This is a genomic window from Denitratisoma sp. DHT3 (assembly GCF_007833355.1).
Taxonomy (GTDB): domain Bacteria; phylum Pseudomonadota; class Gammaproteobacteria; order Burkholderiales; family Rhodocyclaceae; genus Denitratisoma.
This window is the reverse complement of record NZ_CP020914.1, coordinates 2,273,696-2,294,442: the sequence shown is the minus strand read 5'-3', so window position 1 is coordinate 2,294,442 and position 20,747 is coordinate 2,273,696. Positions and strand designations below refer to the sequence as shown.

The window sequence follows — 20,747 nt, the reverse complement described above, 5'->3', positions numbered from 1 at the left end:
ATCTGGCCGGTATGCAGGCCGTTCTCGGCGGCATTGCCACGTCTATCGAATCTGAAAGGAAATCTCTCATGGCAAGGTCCGGCGGATCAATGCCGTCCTGCGCCTGTTGCGCGAGCAAGGCTATACCGTTCCCGTCATATTCATCACCGGGTATGCCGAGGTCGGTACCGCTGTCGAGGCCATGAAGTCTGGAGCTTTCGATTACATTGAAAAGCCGTTCGCGCATCAAACCTTCCTGGACAAGGTGCTGCGGGCTATTGCTGAAAGCAAGTTGCTCTACGTGAAGGACATGCAGCGTCGCGCCACCGAGGCTCGCTTGGCTCTGCTGACAGCGACCGAACTGAAGATCTTGAAACTGGTCGCCCAGGGTAATTCAAGCCGTGAAATTGGAGAAAAGTTGGGGATATCTTCCCGCACCGTCGATAACCATCGTGGGCACATGATGGAAAAGCTGCATGTCAGCTCGGTGGTGGAGCTTGTACTTATCTATACAGGGGAAGGCAAGTAGTTACGAGGCGTGTCCATCAGTCGCCCGGCATTCATCCCTGTTTCCCTCCATGGGCGCGAGGAGGGGGCTTACAATCCCCATGTAGCCCTTTCCATTCCATGGAAGGAGTCCACCAAGGACGCATCCGCTGCGGCCGGGCGACTTTCCCGCCTGCACCCAAACGAAAACGGCCCTCCCGAGGGAGAGCCGTTTGAAGATTATGAATCCGAACAATAACTAGCACTACCGTAGTGCCAAAAGATGTTACTAATGCCTTAAAATTATCAATATCAGAGGTCTACGGCAACACCCAAGGCAATTTTGGCAGCCATTTGCCTAGCTGTTAGCGTCAATTTTGGTACCTCAAGTTCATTTGAGGATTACCTTTCTGCCCCGGCTTTTTTGACCTACGGTGTTCGTACCAGTCTCCTCAGTGCCCAGATCTGGCTCTCCCATCTGGAAGATCGGGCACCTTCTCACCGCACCTGACGGTGCTGAAGCTCAAGGCCGGATAGTTGTGAGCCGCGAAAAGAGTGCTTGGCAGTTACGGCGGCGGTCACCGAAGTTAATCATGTCACGGACAAAGTCTGTAACACCAGAAAGACCCTAACAGATCGAGTCGCTTGTGATTGTAATGATTGCTTCGTGACGCAATAAATAATTTGTATGTATTGCTCTATAATGCTATATACAAACTGTATAGTTTGCGTTATTGGGCAATGCTATGAAATTGAACTTCTCCGAACTCAAGCTTCGCCAGCTCGATGCTGCCTTGAACCGCTGGCGAGATGCCGATTTGTCGTCGCGTCCGCCGTCTGGCTGGATCAAGGCCATCCGCGAGAGCCTGGGCATGGCCGCCGCCCACCTGGCGGCAAGGCTCGGCGTCGCCACCTCCACGGTGACCCGGTTGGAAACATCCGAGGCAGATGACACCATCAGCCTGGGTACTCTGCGGCGCGTCGCCGAAGCCTTGGGCTGCGAACTGCACTACGCCCTGGTGCCGAAGCAGAGCCTCGCCGATACCCTGAAAAGCCGGGCCATGACTCTGGCGCGCCAGCAGATGGCCGCTGTCAGCCACACCATGGCACTGGAAGCACAATCGACCTCCCGGGAGGCGGTCGAGTTGCAGACTCGCGTCCTGGCCGAAGAGCTCCTCAAGGGATCGCGCCGCACCCTATGGCGAGGGGCGGGTAAAGAAGTGTCGGAAAGGGAGCGGCCGGCCAAATGACTGTCCAGCTTGCCTATCCACCTGGTGCCACCCCACTTGATGCAGACGAACTCGCCAGCCTGATCCCCAGTCACATCACCACCCAGGGCGATCTGAACGAATGGGAGCAGCTCAACATCGTCCAGGGTGAGCGCTGGGCGCGCAAGCAGCGCAAGGAAATCCTCAACGAGGGTTTCCTGCGTCAGCTGCACCAGCAGATGTTCGGCGAAACCTGGAAGTGGGCCGGCGATTTTCGCAAGTCCGACAAGAACATCGGTGTCGATTGGCTCTGCATTGGCGTTGATCTGAAAAAGTTGCTCGATGATGTGCGTTATCAGGTCGAGCACGGTATCTTCCCGGCCGACGAGATCGCCGTCCGCTTCCACCACCGGCTCGTCGCCATTCATCCGTTTCCCAACGGAAACGGACGTCATGCCCGGATGATGGCGGACCTGCTGGTTGAGCGCTTGGGCAAGCCTCGATTCAGTTGGGGCAGCAAGAGCTTGGTCGACGCCAACGACACTCGCAAGGACTACATCACCGCACTGCAAGCCGCCGACGCGCGCGACATTGCGCCTTTACTCGCCTTTGCCAGAAGCTGAAAACAGAATGAACAGGCGCACATCTGCGCCCGTTACGGACTTTCTCCGGAATATCAGTAATCGGCCTTGCTGACATTAGCCTACGGCTCGGAATCGGACAGCATGCTTCACTCGTAAGCTGCCGTAGTGCCTATTCACACAACTCGGCCAAGCCGTCGGCGGTGAGGTACGGTGACTACGTCAGCAATGAGCTAGATTGCTGCCTTTGGCAGCATCGAATTCCTGAAAGGCTGCTTTTCTCTGCAGCCCGGAACTTCCTAGACTTTCAGCGGCCTGACAATATCGAAAAATGCCCAACACCAAGTCCCTAGTCACGTCATGATCTAGCGCTAACCCGTTCCTCCCTGATCAGAACAATATGTTGTTGACCTGCCTGTTTATCTTCGTGAGCGGCTTCTGAGCTGGCGATGTTGGCAATGAGGCCAAGTCGTTTTTTCAGATACGATGACAGAGCCTCACGGACTATGAGCTTCGTCAGGCCTCCAACCATACCGTAGTCGAGTTCGATTACTCTGCGTGGCCCGCCAGCCAATGAAGGATTTGGCCCAATCGTTAGTTCGATCCAATTGTTCCAGGCCGAGTCTTCGCTGGGGTCAACTTCACTGTCCTTCGACTCCCCAATCGCCAATATTCTGCCGAAAACGAAGTCGATGAATTTATTGTTTTCGTAGCAGTAGGCTCTGATATGCCATCGAAAGCCATCGGACCCGATGGCGTGAGGCGATATCCAACGCCAAATGGGCTCCGGTCGGTTCATCGACTGGTACTCCATGTGCAGTGCCCGTCGCTCCCGAATGGCATGAAGCACGCGTTTGAGGGTTTGCGGATCCACTACCCGTTCGGGGAATGGCGCGATGTCAAAGCTTGGCGGAACGCTAACAAACGAACGATGAGAAAACGGGCTGTCTTGCTCGGCTTGGAGCATTTCAAGCTGCGCTAGGTAGTCTCTCGCGTTCGGTGTAGTAAGCACCGGTTTGAAACTACTTGTCGCAAAGTAAGCCTTCCGTCGACTGTCGTATTCGACATTGCCTGGTGCAAGTTCTAGGTAGCTTCTCAGGTCAAGGGACGATTGCGGAACCGATATGCCGAAATGGCTAATTAGGTCCGCTCGATTGATTCGCCCTTCCCAGTAAAGCCTGAACTCGATGAACTGGAGTCTAGCCTCGGCACTCCATGCCCGACTTTGTTTTTTCACAAGCCTCCGATACGTATATAAATTATGTTGACATAGAAATTATACCCATACTATCATGCGGCCAGCTGGCATGGTACGTATAGTATTTATATGTATTTTCTCGCCAGCAATATTTCTATATGGAGATGTAACGATGGAAACTGGAAAAGTTAAGGAAGGCACGCCGCACGAGAATCAGTTCTTCTTTTTCGTAGGTGAGAAGATCGACGTGACTCAGGCGGTCCTGACGGGGGCCCAAATCAAGGATGCAATTCGCGCGGCTGGAAAGACATTCGACCCCAACCATACCCTCGTGCTTGAGGGTAACGGCAACGAGGCCGATCGCACGATTGGCGACAACGACCCGATCGATGTTTCCCACGGACATGGCAATGGTGGACCGCTGCACTTCCATAGTCGTCCGAATGCCGATTTTGGAGTCTGAAATGGAACCCGGAAGTACGCTGGAACGGCATTTTTTTCGGCTGAAAGAACGTTTCTCCGATGTGGTGATTCGGCAAGACCAAGGACACCGGACCCACAGCATCTATATTCCGGCAGTAGATCTACCAGCTGGCTGGAATAAAGCTGCGACTGCAATCTGGTTCACGGTTCCGGATGGTTATCCGTCCGCTGCCCCCGACTGCTTTTGGTCGGAAGATCTGCGATTTGTCGCTGGCGGTGAGCCGAAGAACAGCCAGACTTCCAATCCACACCTTATGGCGCCGCCGGGATCCCGTTGGTTCTCCTGGCATGTGAACAATTGGAATCCTGCGACCTGCGACTTGTGTTCGTACATGAGCACGATCCGCGACCGATTGGAGCGCCTGGAATGATTGATTTGGTTTTTAAGGCTCCCGAACTTCAACGGCTAAAGCAAGCACTTCTTGATGACAAGTCGAGGGAGAGTGCCGCGATTCTATTGGCGACACCCGCCGCTCGGGCCGACGGATTCCGGCTACTAGTCAAAGAGATTCACCTGCCAGCAGAAGGTGACTACGATTGCCGGACGCCAACAAGGGTTCGTCTCTCCCCGGATTTTGCGATCCCGTTAGAACGTCGCGCCAAAGACCGAGGTTGGTCCCTGATTTACTGCCATAGCCATCCAATGCAGGATAGGCCGGAATTTTCTTCCATAGACGATGACGCCGAGCGTCAACTGGGCCCGTACATGGACTATCGCAGCCCCGGAGTTCCCCATGCATCGTTACTTGTTGGAAACACAGGTTTCGACGCGAGGATAATGACCAGCGGCGAACCAATTCGGGTGGTGGAGGTAGGAGCAGAACTGCATTTCGCCTGCAATACCGGAGAGGCTGTGCTTCTAGAGGACCAGCACAACCGCCAAATTCTCGCCTTTGGTGAGGAAGGGCAGCGGCGGTTGCACAGTCTGAGGGTAGCCATTGTCGGATTTGGCGGCACTGGTTCGGCCATTGTCTATCAGTTGTCCCGCCTCGGCATTGATCAGTACATCTTGGTGGACTGGGATGTTGTTGATAGGACCAATCTAAACCGCATCTACGGCGCCACTGAGGGAGATATTAATCGCCCGAAAATTGAAGTGGCTGAGCGCGTGATCCGAGAGGCGCGAGCCAGTCCGTCCATAGTTCCCATCCGCGCGGACGTGACAAAGAGAGGTGTTGGACGGAGACTGGTAGATGCCGACCTCATCTTCTGTTGCACGGACTCTCACGCAAGTCGCGATCAACTTAACCGGATTGCCTACAAGTACATGATTCCGGTTATCGATATGGGCGTGGTAATCCAAAAAAATGAAGGCGTCCCCCTTTTTTATGGCGCTCAGGCGACAATGTTGGCGCCGGGCCTGCCGTGTTTATGGTGTATGGATCGGCTTGACGCCAAGAGAATACGGCATGAACTCATGACCCCTGAGCAACGTCAGGCGGACCCTTATTTCTCGAATGCAAACGCCGTAAAGCAGCCGGCAGTGATATCTCTGACGTCCACTGCGGCGTCGCTCGCAGTAACGATGGCGCTATCCGCAGTTACAGGTATTCCCCACAGAGGGCGCTACGTGTACTACAACGGTGCCGATTCGCGTATGAATCCAACTCAATCGTCGTCCAAGCCGAATTGTCCTTTTTGCGGCGCCGAGGCTGTTGGAAATGGCGACTATGGTGACCCACTCCACGAGATAGACCATGAAAGTGAATAAGCTTCGGTTTTGCGGCGTTGTGCAACGCTATTCGAACGGTGTCGAATTGCTGAAGCATCCTGGCGATTGCGTGATTGTCGAACGAGGCGTTCCACGTTCCGTCTTGATTCGCTGTCCGGATGGCTGTGGTGACACGATTAGCGTCAATCTCGATGGCCGGAGCGGTCCAGCCTGGCGCAAGTACGAACGCAAGGGCAAGATCACGTTATATCCCTCTGTCTGGAAGCAGGATGGCTGTCGAGCACACTTTATTGTTTGGAACGACGAAATCCTATGGTGCGGCGCATATGGCGCTGCGCGCGTAGAACGGATATCGGAAGGTTGGATCGCTTCTGTACTCGCCTCGCTTCCTACCGAATCCACTGATCATCGGATCTTGGCCGAACGTCTGGATGCTGTACCTTGGGATGTTTATTGGGCCTGCGAGGAACTAGTTCGAAGGCACCAAGCCGCAAAGGGAAAGCAGGAGGGGCATTACTTGTGCATACTAGGGTCCAGTACTCAAGGTCGAATTAGCATAAGGGTTTAGTTGGGTTAATAATCGCCGTCGGTCTTAAATTCGGCCAGTGCTGCCGTTGCCGGATCAGTCCTTGTCGGGCGGCAGTCTGGCGGTAAGCCGCCCCTCATCAGCAATCGGGCTCGAAGGTCACGGGCACCAATACCCATTCAGACGAACGACATGTGGCGATCAGCGGCGGAAGCTCAGGACTACCATCGTCGCGATAATCGCAGCCACGACCATCAGGCTCATCCGGGCTTCTATCACAATCGATGCAGGCTGGTCATTCCCTCGGTATACTGACTGACTGGCCGCGCTGCGATATATGATCGTAGTTTTGGCTACGTCAATTATATTTTGGCGATGACCAGAAAGAGCAATGTTGGAGCCATCCGAAATCAATGTGCAGATTGCAGCAGCGCCCTTCCTGCGTTGGTCGGGAAGCAAGGCGCGGTTGGTGTCTATACTGGAAAGGTCTGCACCGAAGACTTTCCGTTCATATATCGAACCGTTTGCAGGATCGGCTTGCCTTTTCTTTCGTATGCGTCCGAATAGGGCGACGCTAGGTGACATAAATCCAGAGGTTATTGACGTCTATACGGCCGTCCGAGATAACCCATCTGAGGTTCATCGTTACCTGGCTTCGATACCAGTATCGTCCGATGCCTATTACATCTTGCGTGAGCTGGATCGCACGACACTGACGTTGGAGCAGCGCGCAGCGCAGCTCATCTACCTCATGAAGGGGTGTTTCAACGGGGTATATCGGACGAATAGGAAGGGCAGGTTCAACGTTCCGTTGGGGTCGAGAATATATGCAATCCCGACACTCCAGGAGTTGCGTGCGGCCTCGTCCCTTCTTCACGGGGCCACTCTTATCTCAGGGGATTTTCAGGCGGCGCTAGCTGATGTTCAGCCAGGTGACTTCGTGTACCTGGATCCGCCCTATCCCACGACTACGCGTTATCGAGGCGAATACGGCTACGCAGCTCGTTTTGATGATGAGGACAAGCGTCGTCTCGTTGCGGCAGCGAAACAACTGACGGAGCGAAACGTGAACGTGATGCTATCCTATGTTCATGACAAAGAGATAATAGAGGAGCTTGAAGGGTGGTCGCGTATGTACGAATCGGTCCGTCGAACGGTTGCCGGCGGAGTGAAGTTCCGGACCGACATAAATGAAATGATAATGACAAACTATCGTACGACAAGCTAGGATCAAAAATATGGCTGAGCTTAGCTTTGCGGTGATAAGCGACTTGCATGCTTTCGTAGATGCAAAGAATTCGAGCAATTCATCTTTGCAATTCGGCACGGCGGCGTTAGAGAGTAGAAACCCACTCGTCAATCTAATTGAGTATGTAAGGCGCGAGCGTGTTACCGCCGACATACTGGTCTGCGCCGGCGATATATGCAATCAAGCGGACCTGCAAGGCTTCAGTTCTGCGTGGTCAAGGCTCCAAGAACTGAACGCGGCTCTCGGCTCGCGGCAGTTGGTGTCGACCTGCGGCAATCACGATTTGAATTCGAGATATTTGAAGGACCGTAGCGAAGACGACGACCCCGATCCGAAGGGTGCTCTTTTGTGTCAAACGCCAGGGTTCCCTTTTGACGATCCAGCCATCAACAATCAGTACTGGGCACAGAACTTTGTCTTCGTCGATCTAGCTTCTGACTGCTGCACATTGGTGCTAAATACGAGCGCATACCATGGTGGCCGCGAAGAAGAAATCGAACACGGAAGAGTAAGTCAGCGTACGATTGATGCCATTCTATGCGAGTTGGCTAAGTGGAAGGACAAGCAGACATTCGTTCTTGTCTGTCACCACCATCTCATGCCTATGACGAGCCTCGCAGGCAAAACAGACTACCAGTATGTGCACAAAGGCGCGGAACTGTTGGAAAAGCTAGAACGCGCGACAAGAAAGTCCTGGCTGGTCATTCACGGGCATCGCCACCATCCACGTCTGGTGTACGGTCAAGCCTCGACGTCGTGTGCGCCCATTATTTTTGGTTCCAGTAGCCTTGGAGCAAGGCTAACCGGTATTCCGAATCAGTTTCACCTCATTGAGCTAAAGAAGTCGAATCAGTCTGATCATTCGTCGATTGTCGGCACTGTTAAGACTTGGTCGTGGACCGAGACAACCGAATGGAGCCAAGCAGGGCGTAGCAATTTGGGTATGCCAACCATTTGTGGCTTCGGATTTAAGGGTCAAGTGGGTTGCTTAGCCGATGAGCTTTCAAAGCTCGTCGGCACTGCGTACATTACATGGTCAGAAGCACTCGGGACGCTTCCCTCGCTTAACTACTTGACGCCAGAGCATTTGGAACAGTTGGAAGACGAGTTGGAATTGCGGGGAATTGCAGTCAACTACGATCGTACGGGGCTTCCCAGCCAAATTGCCCCGAGGGCAACATGATAAAGTCATCAAAGGTTTTCTTCTCGGCATTTAACGCGCGACACCTTGATGCGGAGAAAATCGCTTCGCATTTTGTTCCAAATCTAAATTTTCACCAGCTAGCGACCTTGCAGCATGCGCTGGTTGTGGGGCCGCGAGGGAGCGGTAAGACGCACCTATTAAAGATGCTTCAGCCGAAGGCGTTGGCGTGCTGGAATCATCCGAGTGCAGATCAGACCCGGGCATCAGTTGGATTCATTGGTGTCTTTATTCCGGCGGACGAGGCATGGAAGCAACAGATTACTTGTATTGCCGAAGCAATTGAGCAGCCGATAGCCCTCCGCTTTACAGATGCTATTTTCGTTACCCATTTCCAGAGGGCGCTGCTTGATACGTTTCTTCAGTTGACCCATGATCGACCGCAGCAGGATAACGGCTTCCTCCATTTTGACGTGTCGCGGGAACGAGAATCGGAGCTTTGTAGGGCTCTCGCCAACAGCTGGAACCTTTCTCCCTTGATCTATTCGCTGTTGGGTATCAAGCAATCGCTCGTCGACCGGATGGCAAGGCTTCACGAAGTCGCAACCAATAGTCCTGACCAGCTAGCGCACTTACTTTCATCTGCCCAGACTGCCCTTGTTCCATGTGCGAGCCAGGGTATTGAGGCCTTCAACGCTATGACCGGCCAATACCAAGGACGTTGGGGGCTACTTTTTGACGAACTTGAAATTGCTCCCGATAGTGTTCAGCGGATGCTCTTTTCGTGCCTTCGATCGACCGATCAACGGTTGGTATTCAAACTTGCGATTAGCCCATCTGCATCGGCAGCCGATGTCTTCCACAGCGTTCTCGGGCCATCAGCAGGCAACGACTTCGAAGAGATATCTCTGTACGCCGACCCGAAGGATGCGCAAGGCTTCTGCGAAGCGTTATGGGGTCGCCTAGCTTTGGCTGCCGATAAGACGAGCATCGTACAACCCACAGCTGTTTTGGGTCATTCAGTATTTCATGCGCCAGATGTACGAGGAACCTATCGGCGTACAGGGGCATGGCAGCGCGCATTTAGCGAACTCGCGAACAAGGATCCATCCTTTCAGGAAGTCCTTTCCAGGAAGGGTGTGAACGCAAATGATCTGGAGAAGGTACCTCCAGAATTGATGGACGCGGTAGTTCGTAAAGCAGCGCCTCTCGTTGGCTTTAGAAATCTTCTGATCGACCGAGGCCCTTCACGTAGGGGTGAAAAAAGCGTACTTAAGAAAGGTAAGAAGTCTACGGCCAAGATTTATAGCGGCTGGGAGGCCGTTTGCTTTATTTCAGAAGCGAACCCGAGATGGTTTACCGGTATTGCCAGACAACTGCTGATTGAACGGTCGCGGGGTAGTTCTGGCCGGGATATCAGCGTCGACAAGCAGTTTCGAGTTATTCAGGGAGCATCGCAAAAGTTCCAAGACTACATTACGACGATACCGAGTAAGGTGGCGGCGCCGGATAACAGTAGGAAGGGTGGCCTTCGTTACATCGTAGACGAACTCACAGGCTCCTTCCGCCGTAGCGTCCTGGAGGGTGTCTTCACAATGGATCCAGTGATGAGCTTCGAGGTTCCCGAAGATTGCGATGAGGCGGTGAGAGACGCAATTGCCGATGGACTTTACTCAGGAGCTTTTATCCCAATTGGAGGGTTAGAAGGGCGTTCCGTTTTTTCTCAGGTCGCGGGAGTTCGGCTCCGATTGACCCACCTCTTTGCTCCTCTGGCGCTACTTCCACTGCGTTCCGCGAGCAAGTCCAGATCCTTGGCGACGCTAGTAAAGAAGAGCCCTCGGATACTTGAAAGAGAGCGGCCCAAACCAACACAGTCATCAAACAAGTCCGAAGATGATCCGCAAAAGGGGTTATTTGATGAATGACTTACGGTTTGAAAGAATTGCCCTAGAGCAAGAGCGCGAAGTTGGTTACGACTTGGTTCTTGTTGCACTTGGTTATGAGTCAAGAGCTATCGCCGTTTCAACGGAACTACTTTCCTTTAAGGACCGTATCGTCGCTATCGGCTTTGACCACAACCGGGAAGCCGCGTACGCAGCTAATACGAGTTGGTATTCGTCCAATGGCATCCGACTTCTCAACGACATTTCGGATGGAGACTTTCCCCAGATTATCGCGAAAGAGCTTGAAGAGTTGGCATCACAGCGGGGCTCATCCTTGGAACCGTCTCGGGTCGCCTGCGATGTGTCTTGTTTGAATCGATTTCGTATCGCTTCAATACTGGCCGCTGCTATTCCACTAACACAGCAAGGAAAGATTACGCTCGACATCTGGTACGCGCTGGCGGAATTTCAACCTCCGGAAGGCGGCTTCGTTCAGAACGAGATCGTCGGTCCAGTACACAGTCGATTTGCCGGGTGGTTTAGGGATCCGGGAAGGCCAATTGCCCTCGTCGCGGGCCTGGGCTATGAACCGGGCAAGGTGATGGGGGCGACTGAGTATCTACAGGCATCCAAGGTTGTTGCGTTCATGCCAGTGTCGCTGATTAAGGATTATGAACCAGATCTACGCCAAGCCAACGAAAGCCTTCTGGCGGAATTGGGCGAGCGAGACGTGATTGAATACGCGGTCGAAGACCCTGTCGGTACTCTCGCGATCTTGGATTCAGCGATACGCGGCCTCGAAGAGGAGCACAACGTTGTGATTCTTCCGCTAGGACCGAAAATGTTTTCGGTCCTAGCGTTATTAGCCCAACTGTTTCACGCTGATTCGTCCGTATGGCGAGTTAGTAGCGGTCGCCATGGGTTGCCACGTGATGTCAGATCAAGCGGATATTTTTACGGCATTGGGGTCAGGCCGGAGACAATTGCGGTCGGCGTCGCAAAACAGCTCTAAACCGGCCGCTCGCCGTTTCTGACGCCAACGGCAACATGGCCGAGCACCGGACTATGACCTGAGCGATAACCCGTACCACCATAGTGAGAAAGCCGCCTCTAATATCATAGAATCATGCAGACTTAAAAGTTTACGGCAACACTCAAAACTATTCCGGCAGCTACCCGCCCATCTGTTAGCGTCAATTCCGGTACCTCAAGTTCATTTGAGGATTGTCTCCTTTCCCCGGTGTTTTTCACCTACGGTCTCGCGCGCTCGGTTGCCTGGGCAAGAAGCCACGGTGTATTGAAGGAACTCCTTCTCCTTAGCAATCTAGGGCTCGTCGCTCGCGATCGTAGAATCCTCGGTACCCTATTGGGACACCTTGCCGACGCTGATAAACACTCACTTCTCGAATCGTGGTCAATCCAGTGTGTTGCTGCGGAACCTTTGTGGGCACTCTCGAACGCACTTCACCAATATGGGCCGCCTCCTGGCATTGAGCACCTGCCTGACGACCAGCCTGCGAAGAAGGCCCTTCGAGGTGATCTGAAATCCACCTATATTGCGGCGGCACTAGCCACTTCGACCCCGCAAAAAACCCGCGCTGAATCCATCTGGTGGGCCAAGTTGTGCTGTTGGTTGCTGGTTCACGCGACCGATCGAGCGATTCACGGAATTATCCAGGACACCCATCTCCGAACCGTAGCCACCGCGATGTACCGGATCCATGAACCCGGCCGGTGGAGAACGTTTCTGATGGAGCTGGAAGTCCTCTCCGAGGATTTCCTGACAATCAACGGACACATCGAGAATACCGCTATCGCACTGCGAAGAGACTACGCACCGCTCAGTTCGACCGAAGACGGATTCTTTCGGGCAATCATCGCCGCAGCCGGATTCAGTCGCTTGGAGGATGCTGGCAGCGCAGTAACCGAACTGGTCCCCTCCCAACTCCTCACTTCACATGCACCAGACGAAACGGAGTCTGATGACGAAAAGTTTGTAGCCATCGAGTCGGTCGCCAATCTCATCGACGCCGATCCTCCCGATCGGCTGCTTAGCGGTGATGAGGACGGGGTTCTGGTACAGGACGTCCGCGAAGATCTGCCGATGAGTGAGAAGGTTCGTGTCGGACGCAGTGTTCTGCTCCTGACGGCGGAACAGCGGCAGTTTCTTCCGTGGTCCTGGACGACGCCCAATCGATGGGACCGATCGAGGATCGATGACTGGATCGCTGCGACAATAGAATCGCCCGACTCGAAGTCAGCCTTATTGGCAGCAATTACCTGGATCGCCATGACGGCTGGGCGGTCGATTAACCAAGTTTGTCGGATAGTGGTTGATGGGAGTCAAATATCCGATGACTGGACATTGAACGTCGGCAAAGGCCAATTGCAGCGACAGCCGCCGCGGCGCTACAGCTCCTGGGTACCCGACACCCCAGATCAGCGAGAATGGCTTCGTCCATTGGCAACGGCCCAAACGATCACCCTACCATCGGCAATTATCCACTGCCTTGCGCAACATATTCGCCAAAATGTCCGCACAATTGGCGATATTTGGCAGGCCATTGCTGTGGAAGAAGTCTGTGCCACAGCGTTCCGCCAAGCGATAGAGACCATCGCTCCACGGGTCACTGGTGGAATGTTGGCGCATGCCCTTACTCAATTCACCTTCGAAGCTTCCGACGACACTTCCTTTGCCCGGTTGCTGGGCTCGTCTCCCAATTCGGGACTTCCCGCCCCATGCGCCTATGCCCGCTGGACGTCGGATCAACTGCCTACCCCCTTCGGTATTAGCGAGGGCCAGAGTGCTGCCAATATCATTGCCATGGGAAGCCGGTTGGATCCGCTCGACGGGCTGCTGGCAGAAGCTTTTTCCCAGGCAAAGCAAACCCTGGATGGCCTGCGCAGTAGCAGCTCGATCCTGGAGTTTCACAACGCCTTCGTCTCCTATTGGGCGGTCGGGCTTTTGGCGGCGACAGGATGTCGCCCGGTCAGGGACATTTTCGAATCCCCTTGCCACTTTGACCTTGAAAACAGTTTTTTGTACGTCGATGACAAAGACAGCGACGAATTGCACCAGGGGCGCTTAATTCCCCTCCCCTCGGCCCTGGCCAGCGATTTCATGACCGAGTATGGTCGGCACCTCAAAATCCTGGCGGACACGCTGTATGAGGTGACACCAGATCTTTCTTTCGAAATCCGCGCTTTGATCGATCAACAGCCAACTGGGCGATTGCCGTTTCTATTCCTGTTGAGCCAAACAGGGAGCCGAATTCAGTGGGCTTCTGTTTCGGCGAAGATCATGACTGCAGACGATGGGCTATTCCACTGGCCGCTCCCGGCCAACCTGTTTCGGCATCGCCTTGCCCAACGACTTCGCGAGCTGGGGTTGAATGCGGAGATCATCGACGGCATGCTGGGGCACGCTGAAGAACACGCTGCAAGCTATGGTGACCGCTCATTCCGTTGTTGGGCGGACGATGCCAAACGGGCCCGCCCCATGCTGGCTCACGTATTTTCTGAACTCGGCTTTTCCTCGGCATCTACTTGGGCAGTCCCACCGCCCCGGCTTGTCGTAGAAGGTGCACCGGGGGAATTCCAGTCCCGGCCATTCGGCATCGACTCGCGAGCACGTGATCGACAGAAGAGACGTATCGCGGCATGGCGGCAAGCCCAGGCAGATATCACCCGATTCCTCAATTCACGTCCCTTAGACGAACTTAGCCCCGATGAAATTCTCAAACTATCGAAAAGTTTGCTCTTCGGTTGGTCGGCAAACCCGACGGACATCGGGAAGCTCAAATATGCGTACCTAATTCGCTTGCTCAGCCGGGAGGACAAAAAGTCCGTTGCTCCGATCCGACTCAACCGCCTTTTCCTCCAACATGCCCAGGAAGCGAGTCCGTTTGGATCCCTCGCCACTGAATCACTCAAGCGTTGCGAGCAGGCTCAGACTATCGCCAAAGACAGAAACGGCTTCGTGTCCTCCAAAAATACGCGTCGCCACAGTCAGGCCATGGCGGCTGCGCTCCTGCTCTGCATCGAGCATCGGTGGACTGACGTTAAGCTCCTCTGTGATGTCGCCACACTGACCAACATTCACCTTGTTATCGCCGGTGGTATCCCCTACCTGGAACACTTTGAGAGCGGACAGACGGCCGGCCCGACTACTCCAGTTCGAAGGATCCCGCTGTCGGAAAGAGCCGCTCACCTGTTGGCCAAGTGTGGCTCGACGCCCCTCAAACGGGAGATTCTCGACCTAAAGATCGATACCTTGATGCAACCGTTGGCACAAGCCATGATAGGTCAACCAGCAGACCAGACAACCAGTCGCCAACTCATCAAGAACCTGGCTGCGCTGAGGGAGCAAACCAACTTTATAGAACTCGAGGGGATCCGGGCGGGCTACTTGAGCGGTCGAGTTTTGTCCTATTCGCCCTCATGGGCTGACCTGTATTACGTCCATCACGGACAGCGGCCTCGGCTGCCCACGCAAGCAGATCAAGGCACCAACAATATCGTCGATGAGTCTTTTGGTATCGAGGGGCTGACTTCCCAATCAATCAAGGTTACCGAAAGCCATCCCGCTAGTCGTCAGACGGCAGCGCGATTACTGAAGGCCGTTCGGGACAAGCTCATCGAGACCCAGAAGCTGGGGGCCACTCCTGAAAAAAAGGTCAAGGGGACAGCTCGGCAACGCAAGGCTATCGCAATTGATCGCCTCATCAAGAATCACGAAAACGGCGCAAAATCAGCGGTCACACTGCTGGTCCGCTGGATTGCGGCGCTTCTGAGAGACGATCGTCGCAAAGTTAAGATAGAAAGTATTGATCGATATCGCAATTCCCTCTCATCTGCCTTCGAGAACCTTGGCTACCATATCGATCTGACCAATCTCGATGATGACGAACTGACGGATTTCTACGCGTCGGTTCTGGAGCATGGCAAGGCCCGCGATCGCGCCTATGTTGCTGCCCGCCTGTTTGATTTTCATCACTGGGTTCGGTCGGCGGGATATGGAATCGCTGAACCGAACTGGTCGGAGCTACCGGATGTGCGTGGTGGAATTGGCGTGCTTCCTGGCATGATCGGAGAGCGGGAATACCAAGACGCCCTTCTTCTCGTGTATTCGTCGATAAAATACCCAGAAGACGTCAGGGAAGCGGCATGCTGGCTGTTGATCTGCGCGCATCGGGCTGGCCTTAGACGAAAAGAGAGTTGGGGACTGCTTCGCCAAGACTGGATGGTGCATCCTGAATTGACGGTCGTCGTGGTCAAGGGAAACCGGCATCGGTCACTTAAGACCTTGGGTTCCCGCCGCCTGATGCCGCTCCTTTTTCAGCTGTCAGAGCTCGAGCAGAAGATCATAGACAAGTTACTTGAGCAAAACTTGGCCCTTCATGGCCGTGCGGATGCATCGCCAGTTCTTTCTGATGCCAGTAGGAATCTTCCATCACTCGAGGCGGCCTCGACGCTTTGTAACTTGGCCCTGCAACATGTGACGGGACAGGCCAAGATACGACTGCATCATCTAAGACACGCCTACGCGAACCGACTTTTCCTGGCTGCCATTCCCCAAACCCTACCCCAGGCCAAGCAACTTTATTGGGCCGGGGACAATCGGGAGGGAATACTGAGTACTCTGATGGCTAACCCTGCGTGCCGTAGGCGTACCTCCTGGGCGCTCGGCCGTGCGCTGGGACATATGGGTTCCCAAACGACGTTCCGGAGTTACATACATCTGCTCGGTGATTGGGTGGCGCTTGCTGGAAAACAACCGGCGAAGGCATTTTCGGCATCTGATGCGTTCCTTGATCTTGATAGCATTCCTGCATACAAGCCACCGGATTTAACAATCCTTGAATCGATTCGGCGCGATCCTGCCCCGATGACGGCCAAGGCTGCCCTGAAGGTCATGAGGCGCCTAGCTGATGGCAGGGAACCCGTGATGATCGCTCGGGCACTGAATCTATCAGAGGAAGCAACCATGATGTTGTGCCGGGCGGTTGATCAGATCGGTACTCGCCTCGTTGTCAGAACTCCTGCAAAAGCAGGCCAGGACTTTCCACAAAGTCGTACATTTTTGAGACACGTGACAGAAAGCGGATGGGCTCGTCTTTTTGGCATCCAACTGCCTGAACTGCTTGATGCCACGCCAGGAAAATCGACTCTCTTGTCATTCACTGAGATGATTGGCCGAACTAGGCAGTGGGTGATGTGGAAACCATCCCATGGCCAGCTTGCCAAAGGAATAATAAATTGCTTGAATCTGTCCAATGAACGGTTTGTGGTGCTTGCATCCTCCACCGCCACTGATGAAATGATTTCAGCATGTCGTGACGTAGGGTTTCAACCCATCAGTATCCGAGTTGCACGCACATTGGCTGCACCGCGTAGAGCGCAGGACCCCACCAAAATAAAGAAAGAGGCCAAACATCCTCCGCCATTGAGAACAGATAACAAGGTCCAAATTGATGCGATATACACGCCTGAAGGGTCCAGAGTTGAGAGGAAAGTAGCACTGAAGTTTAGCGAAGATGGCAGCGTGGAAATTCGGAATGCTGATGAGCTTCTTATTATGGGCATTGTTATTGCTGCCGCGATGGACTGTCAGCTAAGCTAAGCTAGACTAGCGATCATAGCCAAATAGGTCTGGATTTATACTAGAGCTGTCTTGAAAATCCTTGAGGGACAGTAAGGGATTTTTCCCATCCCCGTTAGCTTGTTCTGCGCACACGAACCTACTTGACATGGTTTCTCCCAGCCACACTCTAAGCTTCTTAAGGAATTTGTCTGGGTTGTAGTTCATTGATATAAGTGATTTGCTACCTTTGAGTCGTACATCAATCGACTGCTCGCTTGTCCGCATGTTCTCGATGAATCCGATGTGCTCAATACTGTCGCGCAGTGGTATAGGAGCTGGCTGCCTTTTTTGTGCATAACGTGGCCCACAGTTGATTACCTCACCTCCAATATGAGCCTTAAATGTCGTAGTGACATTCTCATCTCCTACTTGGTCTAGGATTTTGTATATAGCTTGATCCGCCAGGAGTCTGAGTGAATCGTCAAGATGCAGGCCATTTGCACTAACATCCTCATCTCCAACAAGCTTTCGTGGTGCAATTTGACTGCAAATATAATACAAGCCTTGGTGGATCTGAGATAAATCGGGCCCTCCGTTTTCATGTTCGACCGAGGCCATGCCCAGTACCTCAAGATGCGCTTTCCCGTCACCACTATCGACTAAATGGTATTGAATTGAAACCGCAGCTTTCCTTGCCAGGCGGAGGGCCTTTTGTATGTAACACAGCAAAGTATGCGATATGTAGTGGATGTCTTTGGTCTTTCTGCCGTTCAATCTTTCTTGTACAACATAGCGGCCTTTGGAAATCATATGGAATAATTCGGCTTCAGCCTGAACTAGCCGAAACACTACCTTCTGCCCTGGCGGACACCAGGAAAACTCTTCCTGGAAAGCTTGCGCACCCGCCACCCCTACTAGATAGGCAGAGCCATCAGATTTTTCGCTGCTGGTGTGAGGATGGACATTATTACTGGGCTCGGACATCTCGACCACACGGTGATCCACGAGATCATGTTGTGCCAGATCGGTAGTGGCTGGCCGCGGCTTATGACTTAATTGATCCTTCGATTCGAACTGGGTCTCTACATTGGAGGAGTGGAGATAGCTGCCCGTCTGGTGCGTTCGCTCATCTATCCAAAATTCATGATCTACAGCAGTTTTGCTAGTTTCAAACTTGACGCGACTTGGTGTTGCCGGAGGAGCTTCTTTTTTTGCCATGATTTCCTATCCATTTGGGTTACTGTCGTGCGGGGTATCCGCGAGACGATGGAGGAATTTTGGACAAGTTCTGAAAATAAAACGGCCAGAAAGCGCGGAAAATCGTAACATTCCGCCGGTAGTTATGATCTATTCAATTTTATTTTGGATATTTCATCAGCAGATGTCGGATTGCTAGAATCACGGCCTGAGTCATTTAGTCGAAACAGTATGAGTATTTTTCACGGCTCCTGTTGAGGATTTTCACGAACATTGCCATCATCCTCACTTGCTTTATGGACCGTTTCCGACAATCACCCTGTCGTCCTTTATCGAGTAGGTCCATGCCCAATATCGCCGCCCTCCTGAAGCAAGAAATCGTCCGTCAGGTTCGTAAAGAATTACGGGCCGAGACTCTCACTCTCAAGAAGTCTCTGGTTCAGCACCGAACCGAGATCAGGGATCTGAAACAACGGCTCGCGGTTTTGGAGCGTCAGCCCTCTAGGACCTCGGCTTCCCAGCCCCGGGCCACCCCGTTGCCCACGCAGGACGGGGCCTCACCGAAATTCCGTTTCCGTCCCGCGGGGCTCAAGAAGATGCGGGAACAGTTCGAACTGACGGCAGCGGTATTGGCGTCGATTCTCCAGGTCTCCACTCAGACGGTTTACAACTGGGAAGCTGGCAGTTCACGGCCCAGTCAGGAACAGCTCACAAAGTTCGCCATTCTTAAAAAGATGGGCAAGCGCAAGGTCCAGGCGACCCTGAAGCAACAGTCGGATCACTGAGACGGGGAGGTTCCGGAGTTTTATTGAAAGTTAAAAACCACGTCCTATGGGCGTGGTTATCGACTAACTGGCTTTGCCTGTTAGAGAGCCTGCTCGTGCAGGTACCTTTTTGAGAGTTGTCCCCACAACTTTCTGAAAGGAAACGAGCATGAGCAGGTTTGCAAGAGCATCGCATGTGATCTTCTGGCATTGTCAATATCACGTGGTCTGGGTGCCAAAATACCGTTACCGGTTGTTGCAAGGCCCGGTCGGGAATGAGGTGTACAAGTGCGTGATGGTGTTTTGTCAGCAACTTGGATGTGAGGTGGTGGAGTTGAACATTCAGGCGGACCACGTTCACTTGCTGGTGAAGGTACCGCCAAAGATGTCGATCTCTGGATTGATGGGGGTCCTGAAGGACGTACCGCGATTCGGCTCTTCACGGCCTTTCCATTCATGAGGAAGAAGCCGTATTGGGGTAATCATTTCTGGGCGAAAGGGTACTGTGTGGACACGGTCGGTTTGAACAGCGAGATGATTCAGAAGTACGTGAGGTTCCAGGAGCGAGAAGAGTTGCATCGAGAGCAACTTCAACTGGTCCCAGGCAGCGGGCCTTCTAGGAAGGGCCGCTAGGTATGCCCCCCTCTGGGGGGCTTTAGGCAAAACCACGTTCTACGAACGTGGTTGATTTACTTTCGGTTCTTCAGAGATTTCTGTGGGTCGGTAGTACGCTTTCGCGCACGGTCTGCAAGGAGGGCATATCTGAACACTCATCCAGAAAATATGTCGATACTTCAAAGGTCACTTTCGCACTTATATGGTCACAGAACGCCTTGCATTTAGGGTTCCAGCAACCTGTCGTTCTGCATCATAACTTGAGCGCACCAGGGGGGCGCAGGCGGCGTTGGTGAAGCCCATTTCCCCCGCTTCGGCCTCGTACATTCTGAAGATGTCCGGATGTACATAACGCAGCACCGGCAGGTGATGGCCCGAGGGGGCCAGGTACTGGCCGATGGTCAGCATATCCACGTCGTGGACCCGCAGGTCCCGCATCACGGCGAGGATTTCCTCGTCGGTCTCGCCGATGCCCACCATCAGGCCGGACTTGGTGGTGACCTCGGGGTGGCGGGTCTTGAAATTCTTCAGCAGTTGCAGGGAGTGGGCGTAGTCGGCGCCGGGCCGGGCCTGCTTGTAGAGGCGGGGCACGGTTTCCAGGTTGTGGTTCATCACGTCGGGCAGGGCCTGCTCGAAAATCTCCAGGGCGATCTCCAGGCGGCCGCGGAAGTCCGGTACCAGCACCTCGATCCGGGTGCTGGGGGAATGCTGACGCACGGCCCGGATGCAGTCCACGAAATGCTGGGCGCCGCCGTCCCGCAGGTCGTCCCGGTCCACGCTGGTGATCACCACGTACTTGAGCTTCATGGCGGCGATGGTCCGGGCCAGCTTTTCCGGCTCCTCGGCATCGGGGGGCAGGGGCTTGCCATGACCCACGTCGCAGAAGGGGCAGCGGCGGGTGCAGATGTCACCGAGGATCATGAAAGTGGCGGTGCCCTTGCCGAAGCATTCACCGATGTTGGGGCAGGTGGCTTCCTCGCAGACGGTGTGCAGGGCGTGGTCGCGCAAGGCCTGCTTGACCTCGTCGAAGCGTCCCGCGCTGCTGCCCACCTTGACCCGAATCCAGTCGGGCTTCTTCAGGGGCTGGGCAGCCGGCACGATCTTGATGGGGATGCGGGCCGTCTTGGCCTCGCCCTTCTGCTTGATGCCACGCTCACTCATGGAATAGCTCCAATAATCGGC

The 20,747-nt window shown here is 53.9% G+C and carries 16 protein-coding genes and 1 pseudogene; 14 read left to right on the top strand and 3 right to left on the bottom strand.

Features of this window, described 5'->3' with window-relative positions; genetic code table 11:
* Window positions 1-106 precede the first annotated feature (106 nt).
* From B9N43_RS10535 to B9N43_RS10525, 3 genes are all read left to right on the top strand, one after another.
* Entirely contained in the window at window positions 107-508 is a 402-nt protein-coding gene (locus B9N43_RS10535; protein WP_145842161.1) for a response regulator transcription factor, read from the top strand.
* Window positions 509-1,211: 703 nt separating this feature from the next.
* A complete protein-coding gene (locus B9N43_RS10530; protein ID WP_145842160.1) occupies window positions 1,212-1,715 on the top strand; it encodes a mobile mystery protein A in 504 nt (167 codons plus the stop codon).
* Window positions 1,712-2,296 carry a mobile mystery protein B gene (locus B9N43_RS10525; protein WP_145842159.1) on the top strand — a complete coding sequence of 195 codons (585 nt, stop codon included), beginning with the start codon at window positions 1,712-1,714 and terminating at the stop codon, window positions 2,294-2,296. The genes B9N43_RS10530 and B9N43_RS10525 overlap by 4 nt, the downstream gene beginning before the upstream one ends.
* A gap of 316 nt (window positions 2,297-2,612) precedes the next feature.
* Here the strand turns inward: B9N43_RS10525 and B9N43_RS10520 are convergent, their stop codons facing one another.
* The gene (locus tag B9N43_RS10520) at window positions 2,613-3,221 is read right to left on the bottom strand and encodes a WYL domain-containing protein (RefSeq protein ID WP_145842158.1); all 609 of its coding nucleotides are present in this window, start codon (window positions 3,219-3,221) and stop codon (window positions 2,613-2,615) included.
* A gap of 403 nt (window positions 3,222-3,624) precedes the next feature.
* Here B9N43_RS10520 and B9N43_RS17200 point away from each other — a divergent pair, with 403 nt between their 5' ends.
* From B9N43_RS17200 to B9N43_RS10485, 9 genes are all read left to right on the top strand, one after another.
* On the top strand, window positions 3,625-3,915 hold the full coding sequence (locus B9N43_RS17200) for a hypothetical protein (RefSeq protein ID WP_186453777.1): 291 nt from the start codon (window positions 3,625-3,627) through the stop codon (window positions 3,913-3,915).
* Window position 3,916: 1 nt separating this feature from the next.
* Window positions 3,917-4,306 carry an E2/UBC family protein gene (locus B9N43_RS10515; RefSeq protein ID WP_186453776.1) on the top strand — a complete coding sequence of 130 codons (390 nt, stop codon included), beginning with the start codon at window positions 3,917-3,919 and terminating at the stop codon, window positions 4,304-4,306.
* Window positions 4,303-5,646: a HesA/MoeB/ThiF family protein gene (locus B9N43_RS10510; RefSeq protein ID WP_145842156.1), complete on the top strand. Its 1,344-nt coding sequence runs from the start codon at window positions 4,303-4,305 to the stop codon at window positions 5,644-5,646. Before B9N43_RS10515 ends, B9N43_RS10510 begins: the two co-directional genes overlap by 4 nt.
* Complete coding sequence (locus B9N43_RS17780) at window positions 5,633-6,175, top strand: DUF6527 family protein (RefSeq protein WP_222428710.1); 543 nt, start codon at window positions 5,633-5,635, stop codon at window positions 6,173-6,175. The genes B9N43_RS10510 and B9N43_RS17780 overlap by 14 nt, the downstream gene beginning before the upstream one ends.
* Window positions 6,176-6,524: 349 nt before the next feature.
* The gene (locus tag B9N43_RS10505; RefSeq protein ID WP_145842155.1) at window positions 6,525-7,361 is read left to right on the top strand and encodes a DNA adenine methylase; all 837 of its coding nucleotides are present in this window, start codon (window positions 6,525-6,527) and stop codon (window positions 7,359-7,361) included.
* Window positions 7,362-7,371: 10 nt separating this feature from the next.
* Window positions 7,372-8,565 (top strand): metallophosphoesterase family protein, encoded by a 1,194-nt coding sequence (locus B9N43_RS10500; RefSeq protein WP_145842154.1) that lies wholly within the window; start codon window positions 7,372-7,374, stop codon window positions 8,563-8,565.
* Window positions 8,562-10,448: a hypothetical protein gene (locus tag B9N43_RS10495; RefSeq protein WP_145842153.1), complete on the top strand. Its 1,887-nt coding sequence runs from the start codon at window positions 8,562-8,564 to the stop codon at window positions 10,446-10,448. The genes B9N43_RS10500 and B9N43_RS10495 overlap by 4 nt, the downstream gene beginning before the upstream one ends.
* Complete coding sequence (locus B9N43_RS10490; RefSeq protein WP_145842152.1) at window positions 10,441-11,418, top strand: hypothetical protein; 978 nt, start codon at window positions 10,441-10,443, stop codon at window positions 11,416-11,418. The genes B9N43_RS10495 and B9N43_RS10490 overlap by 8 nt, the downstream gene beginning before the upstream one ends.
* A 738-nt stretch (window positions 11,419-12,156) precedes the next feature.
* Window positions 12,157-17,028 (top strand): hypothetical protein, encoded by a 4,872-nt coding sequence (locus tag B9N43_RS10485; protein ID WP_145842151.1) that lies wholly within the window; start codon window positions 12,157-12,159, stop codon window positions 17,026-17,028.
* Between the two features lie 6 nt (window positions 17,029-17,034).
* Here the strand turns inward: B9N43_RS10485 and B9N43_RS10480 are convergent, their stop codons facing one another.
* Window positions 17,035-18,207: a hypothetical protein gene (locus tag B9N43_RS10480; protein ID WP_145842150.1), complete on the bottom strand. Its 1,173-nt coding sequence runs from the start codon at window positions 18,205-18,207 to the stop codon at window positions 17,035-17,037.
* 323 nt (window positions 18,208-18,530) lie between these two features.
* Between B9N43_RS10480 and B9N43_RS10475 the strand changes: the two genes are divergently transcribed.
* Together B9N43_RS10475 and tnpA are read left to right on the top strand one after the other, a co-directional pair.
* Window positions 18,531-18,971: a helix-turn-helix domain-containing protein gene (locus tag B9N43_RS10475; protein WP_186453775.1), complete on the top strand. Its 441-nt coding sequence runs from the start codon at window positions 18,531-18,533 to the stop codon at window positions 18,969-18,971.
* A 148-nt stretch (window positions 18,972-19,119) separates the two neighbouring features.
* A pseudogene (tnpA, locus tag B9N43_RS10470) lies at window positions 19,120-19,583 on the top strand (IS200/IS605 family transposase).
* Between the two features lie 180 nt (window positions 19,584-19,763).
* Here the strand turns inward: tnpA and lipA are convergent.
* Window positions 19,764-20,726, bottom strand: a complete 963-nt coding sequence (gene lipA, locus B9N43_RS10465) for a lipoyl synthase (RefSeq protein WP_145842148.1) — start codon at window positions 20,724-20,726, stop codon at window positions 19,764-19,766.
* Between the last annotated feature and the right edge of the window lie 21 nt (window positions 20,727-20,747).

Bases quoted from the DNA above. Each gene is read 5' to 3' on its own strand.
- B9N43_RS10530 (WP_145842160.1), top strand. From the start codon at position 1,212: ATGAAATTGAACTTCTCCGAACTCAAGCTTCGCCAGCTCGATGCTGCC.
- B9N43_RS10525 (WP_145842159.1), top strand. From the start codon at position 1,712: ATGACTGTCCAGCTTGCCTATCCACCTGGTGCCACCCCACTTGATGCA.
- B9N43_RS10520 (WP_145842158.1), bottom strand. From the start codon at position 3,221: ATGCTCCAAGCCGAGCAAGACAGCCCGTTTTCTCATCGTTCGTTTGTT.
- B9N43_RS17200 (WP_186453777.1), top strand. From the start codon at position 3,625: ATGGAAACTGGAAAAGTTAAGGAAGGCACGCCGCACGAGAATCAGTTC.
- B9N43_RS10515 (WP_186453776.1), top strand. From the start codon at position 3,917: ATGGAACCCGGAAGTACGCTGGAACGGCATTTTTTTCGGCTGAAAGAA.
- B9N43_RS10510 (WP_145842156.1), top strand. From the start codon at position 4,303: ATGATTGATTTGGTTTTTAAGGCTCCCGAACTTCAACGGCTAAAGCAA.
- B9N43_RS17780 (WP_222428710.1), top strand. From the start codon at position 5,633: ATGAAAGTGAATAAGCTTCGGTTTTGCGGCGTTGTGCAACGCTATTCG.
- B9N43_RS10505 (WP_145842155.1), top strand. From the start codon at position 6,525: ATGTTGGAGCCATCCGAAATCAATGTGCAGATTGCAGCAGCGCCCTTC.
- B9N43_RS10500 (WP_145842154.1), top strand. From the start codon at position 7,372: ATGGCTGAGCTTAGCTTTGCGGTGATAAGCGACTTGCATGCTTTCGTA.
- B9N43_RS10495 (WP_145842153.1), top strand. From the start codon at position 8,562: ATGATAAAGTCATCAAAGGTTTTCTTCTCGGCATTTAACGCGCGACAC.
- B9N43_RS10490 (WP_145842152.1), top strand. From the start codon at position 10,441: ATGAATGACTTACGGTTTGAAAGAATTGCCCTAGAGCAAGAGCGCGAA.
- B9N43_RS10485 (WP_145842151.1), top strand. From the start codon at position 12,157: ATGGAGCTGGAAGTCCTCTCCGAGGATTTCCTGACAATCAACGGACAC.
- B9N43_RS10480 (WP_145842150.1), bottom strand. From the start codon at position 18,207: ATGGCAAAAAAAGAAGCTCCTCCGGCAACACCAAGTCGCGTCAAGTTT.
- B9N43_RS10475 (WP_186453775.1), top strand. From the start codon at position 18,531: ATGCCCAATATCGCCGCCCTCCTGAAGCAAGAAATCGTCCGTCAGGTT.
- lipA (WP_145842148.1), bottom strand. From the start codon at position 20,726: ATGAGTGAGCGTGGCATCAAGCAGAAGGGCGAGGCCAAGACGGCCCGC.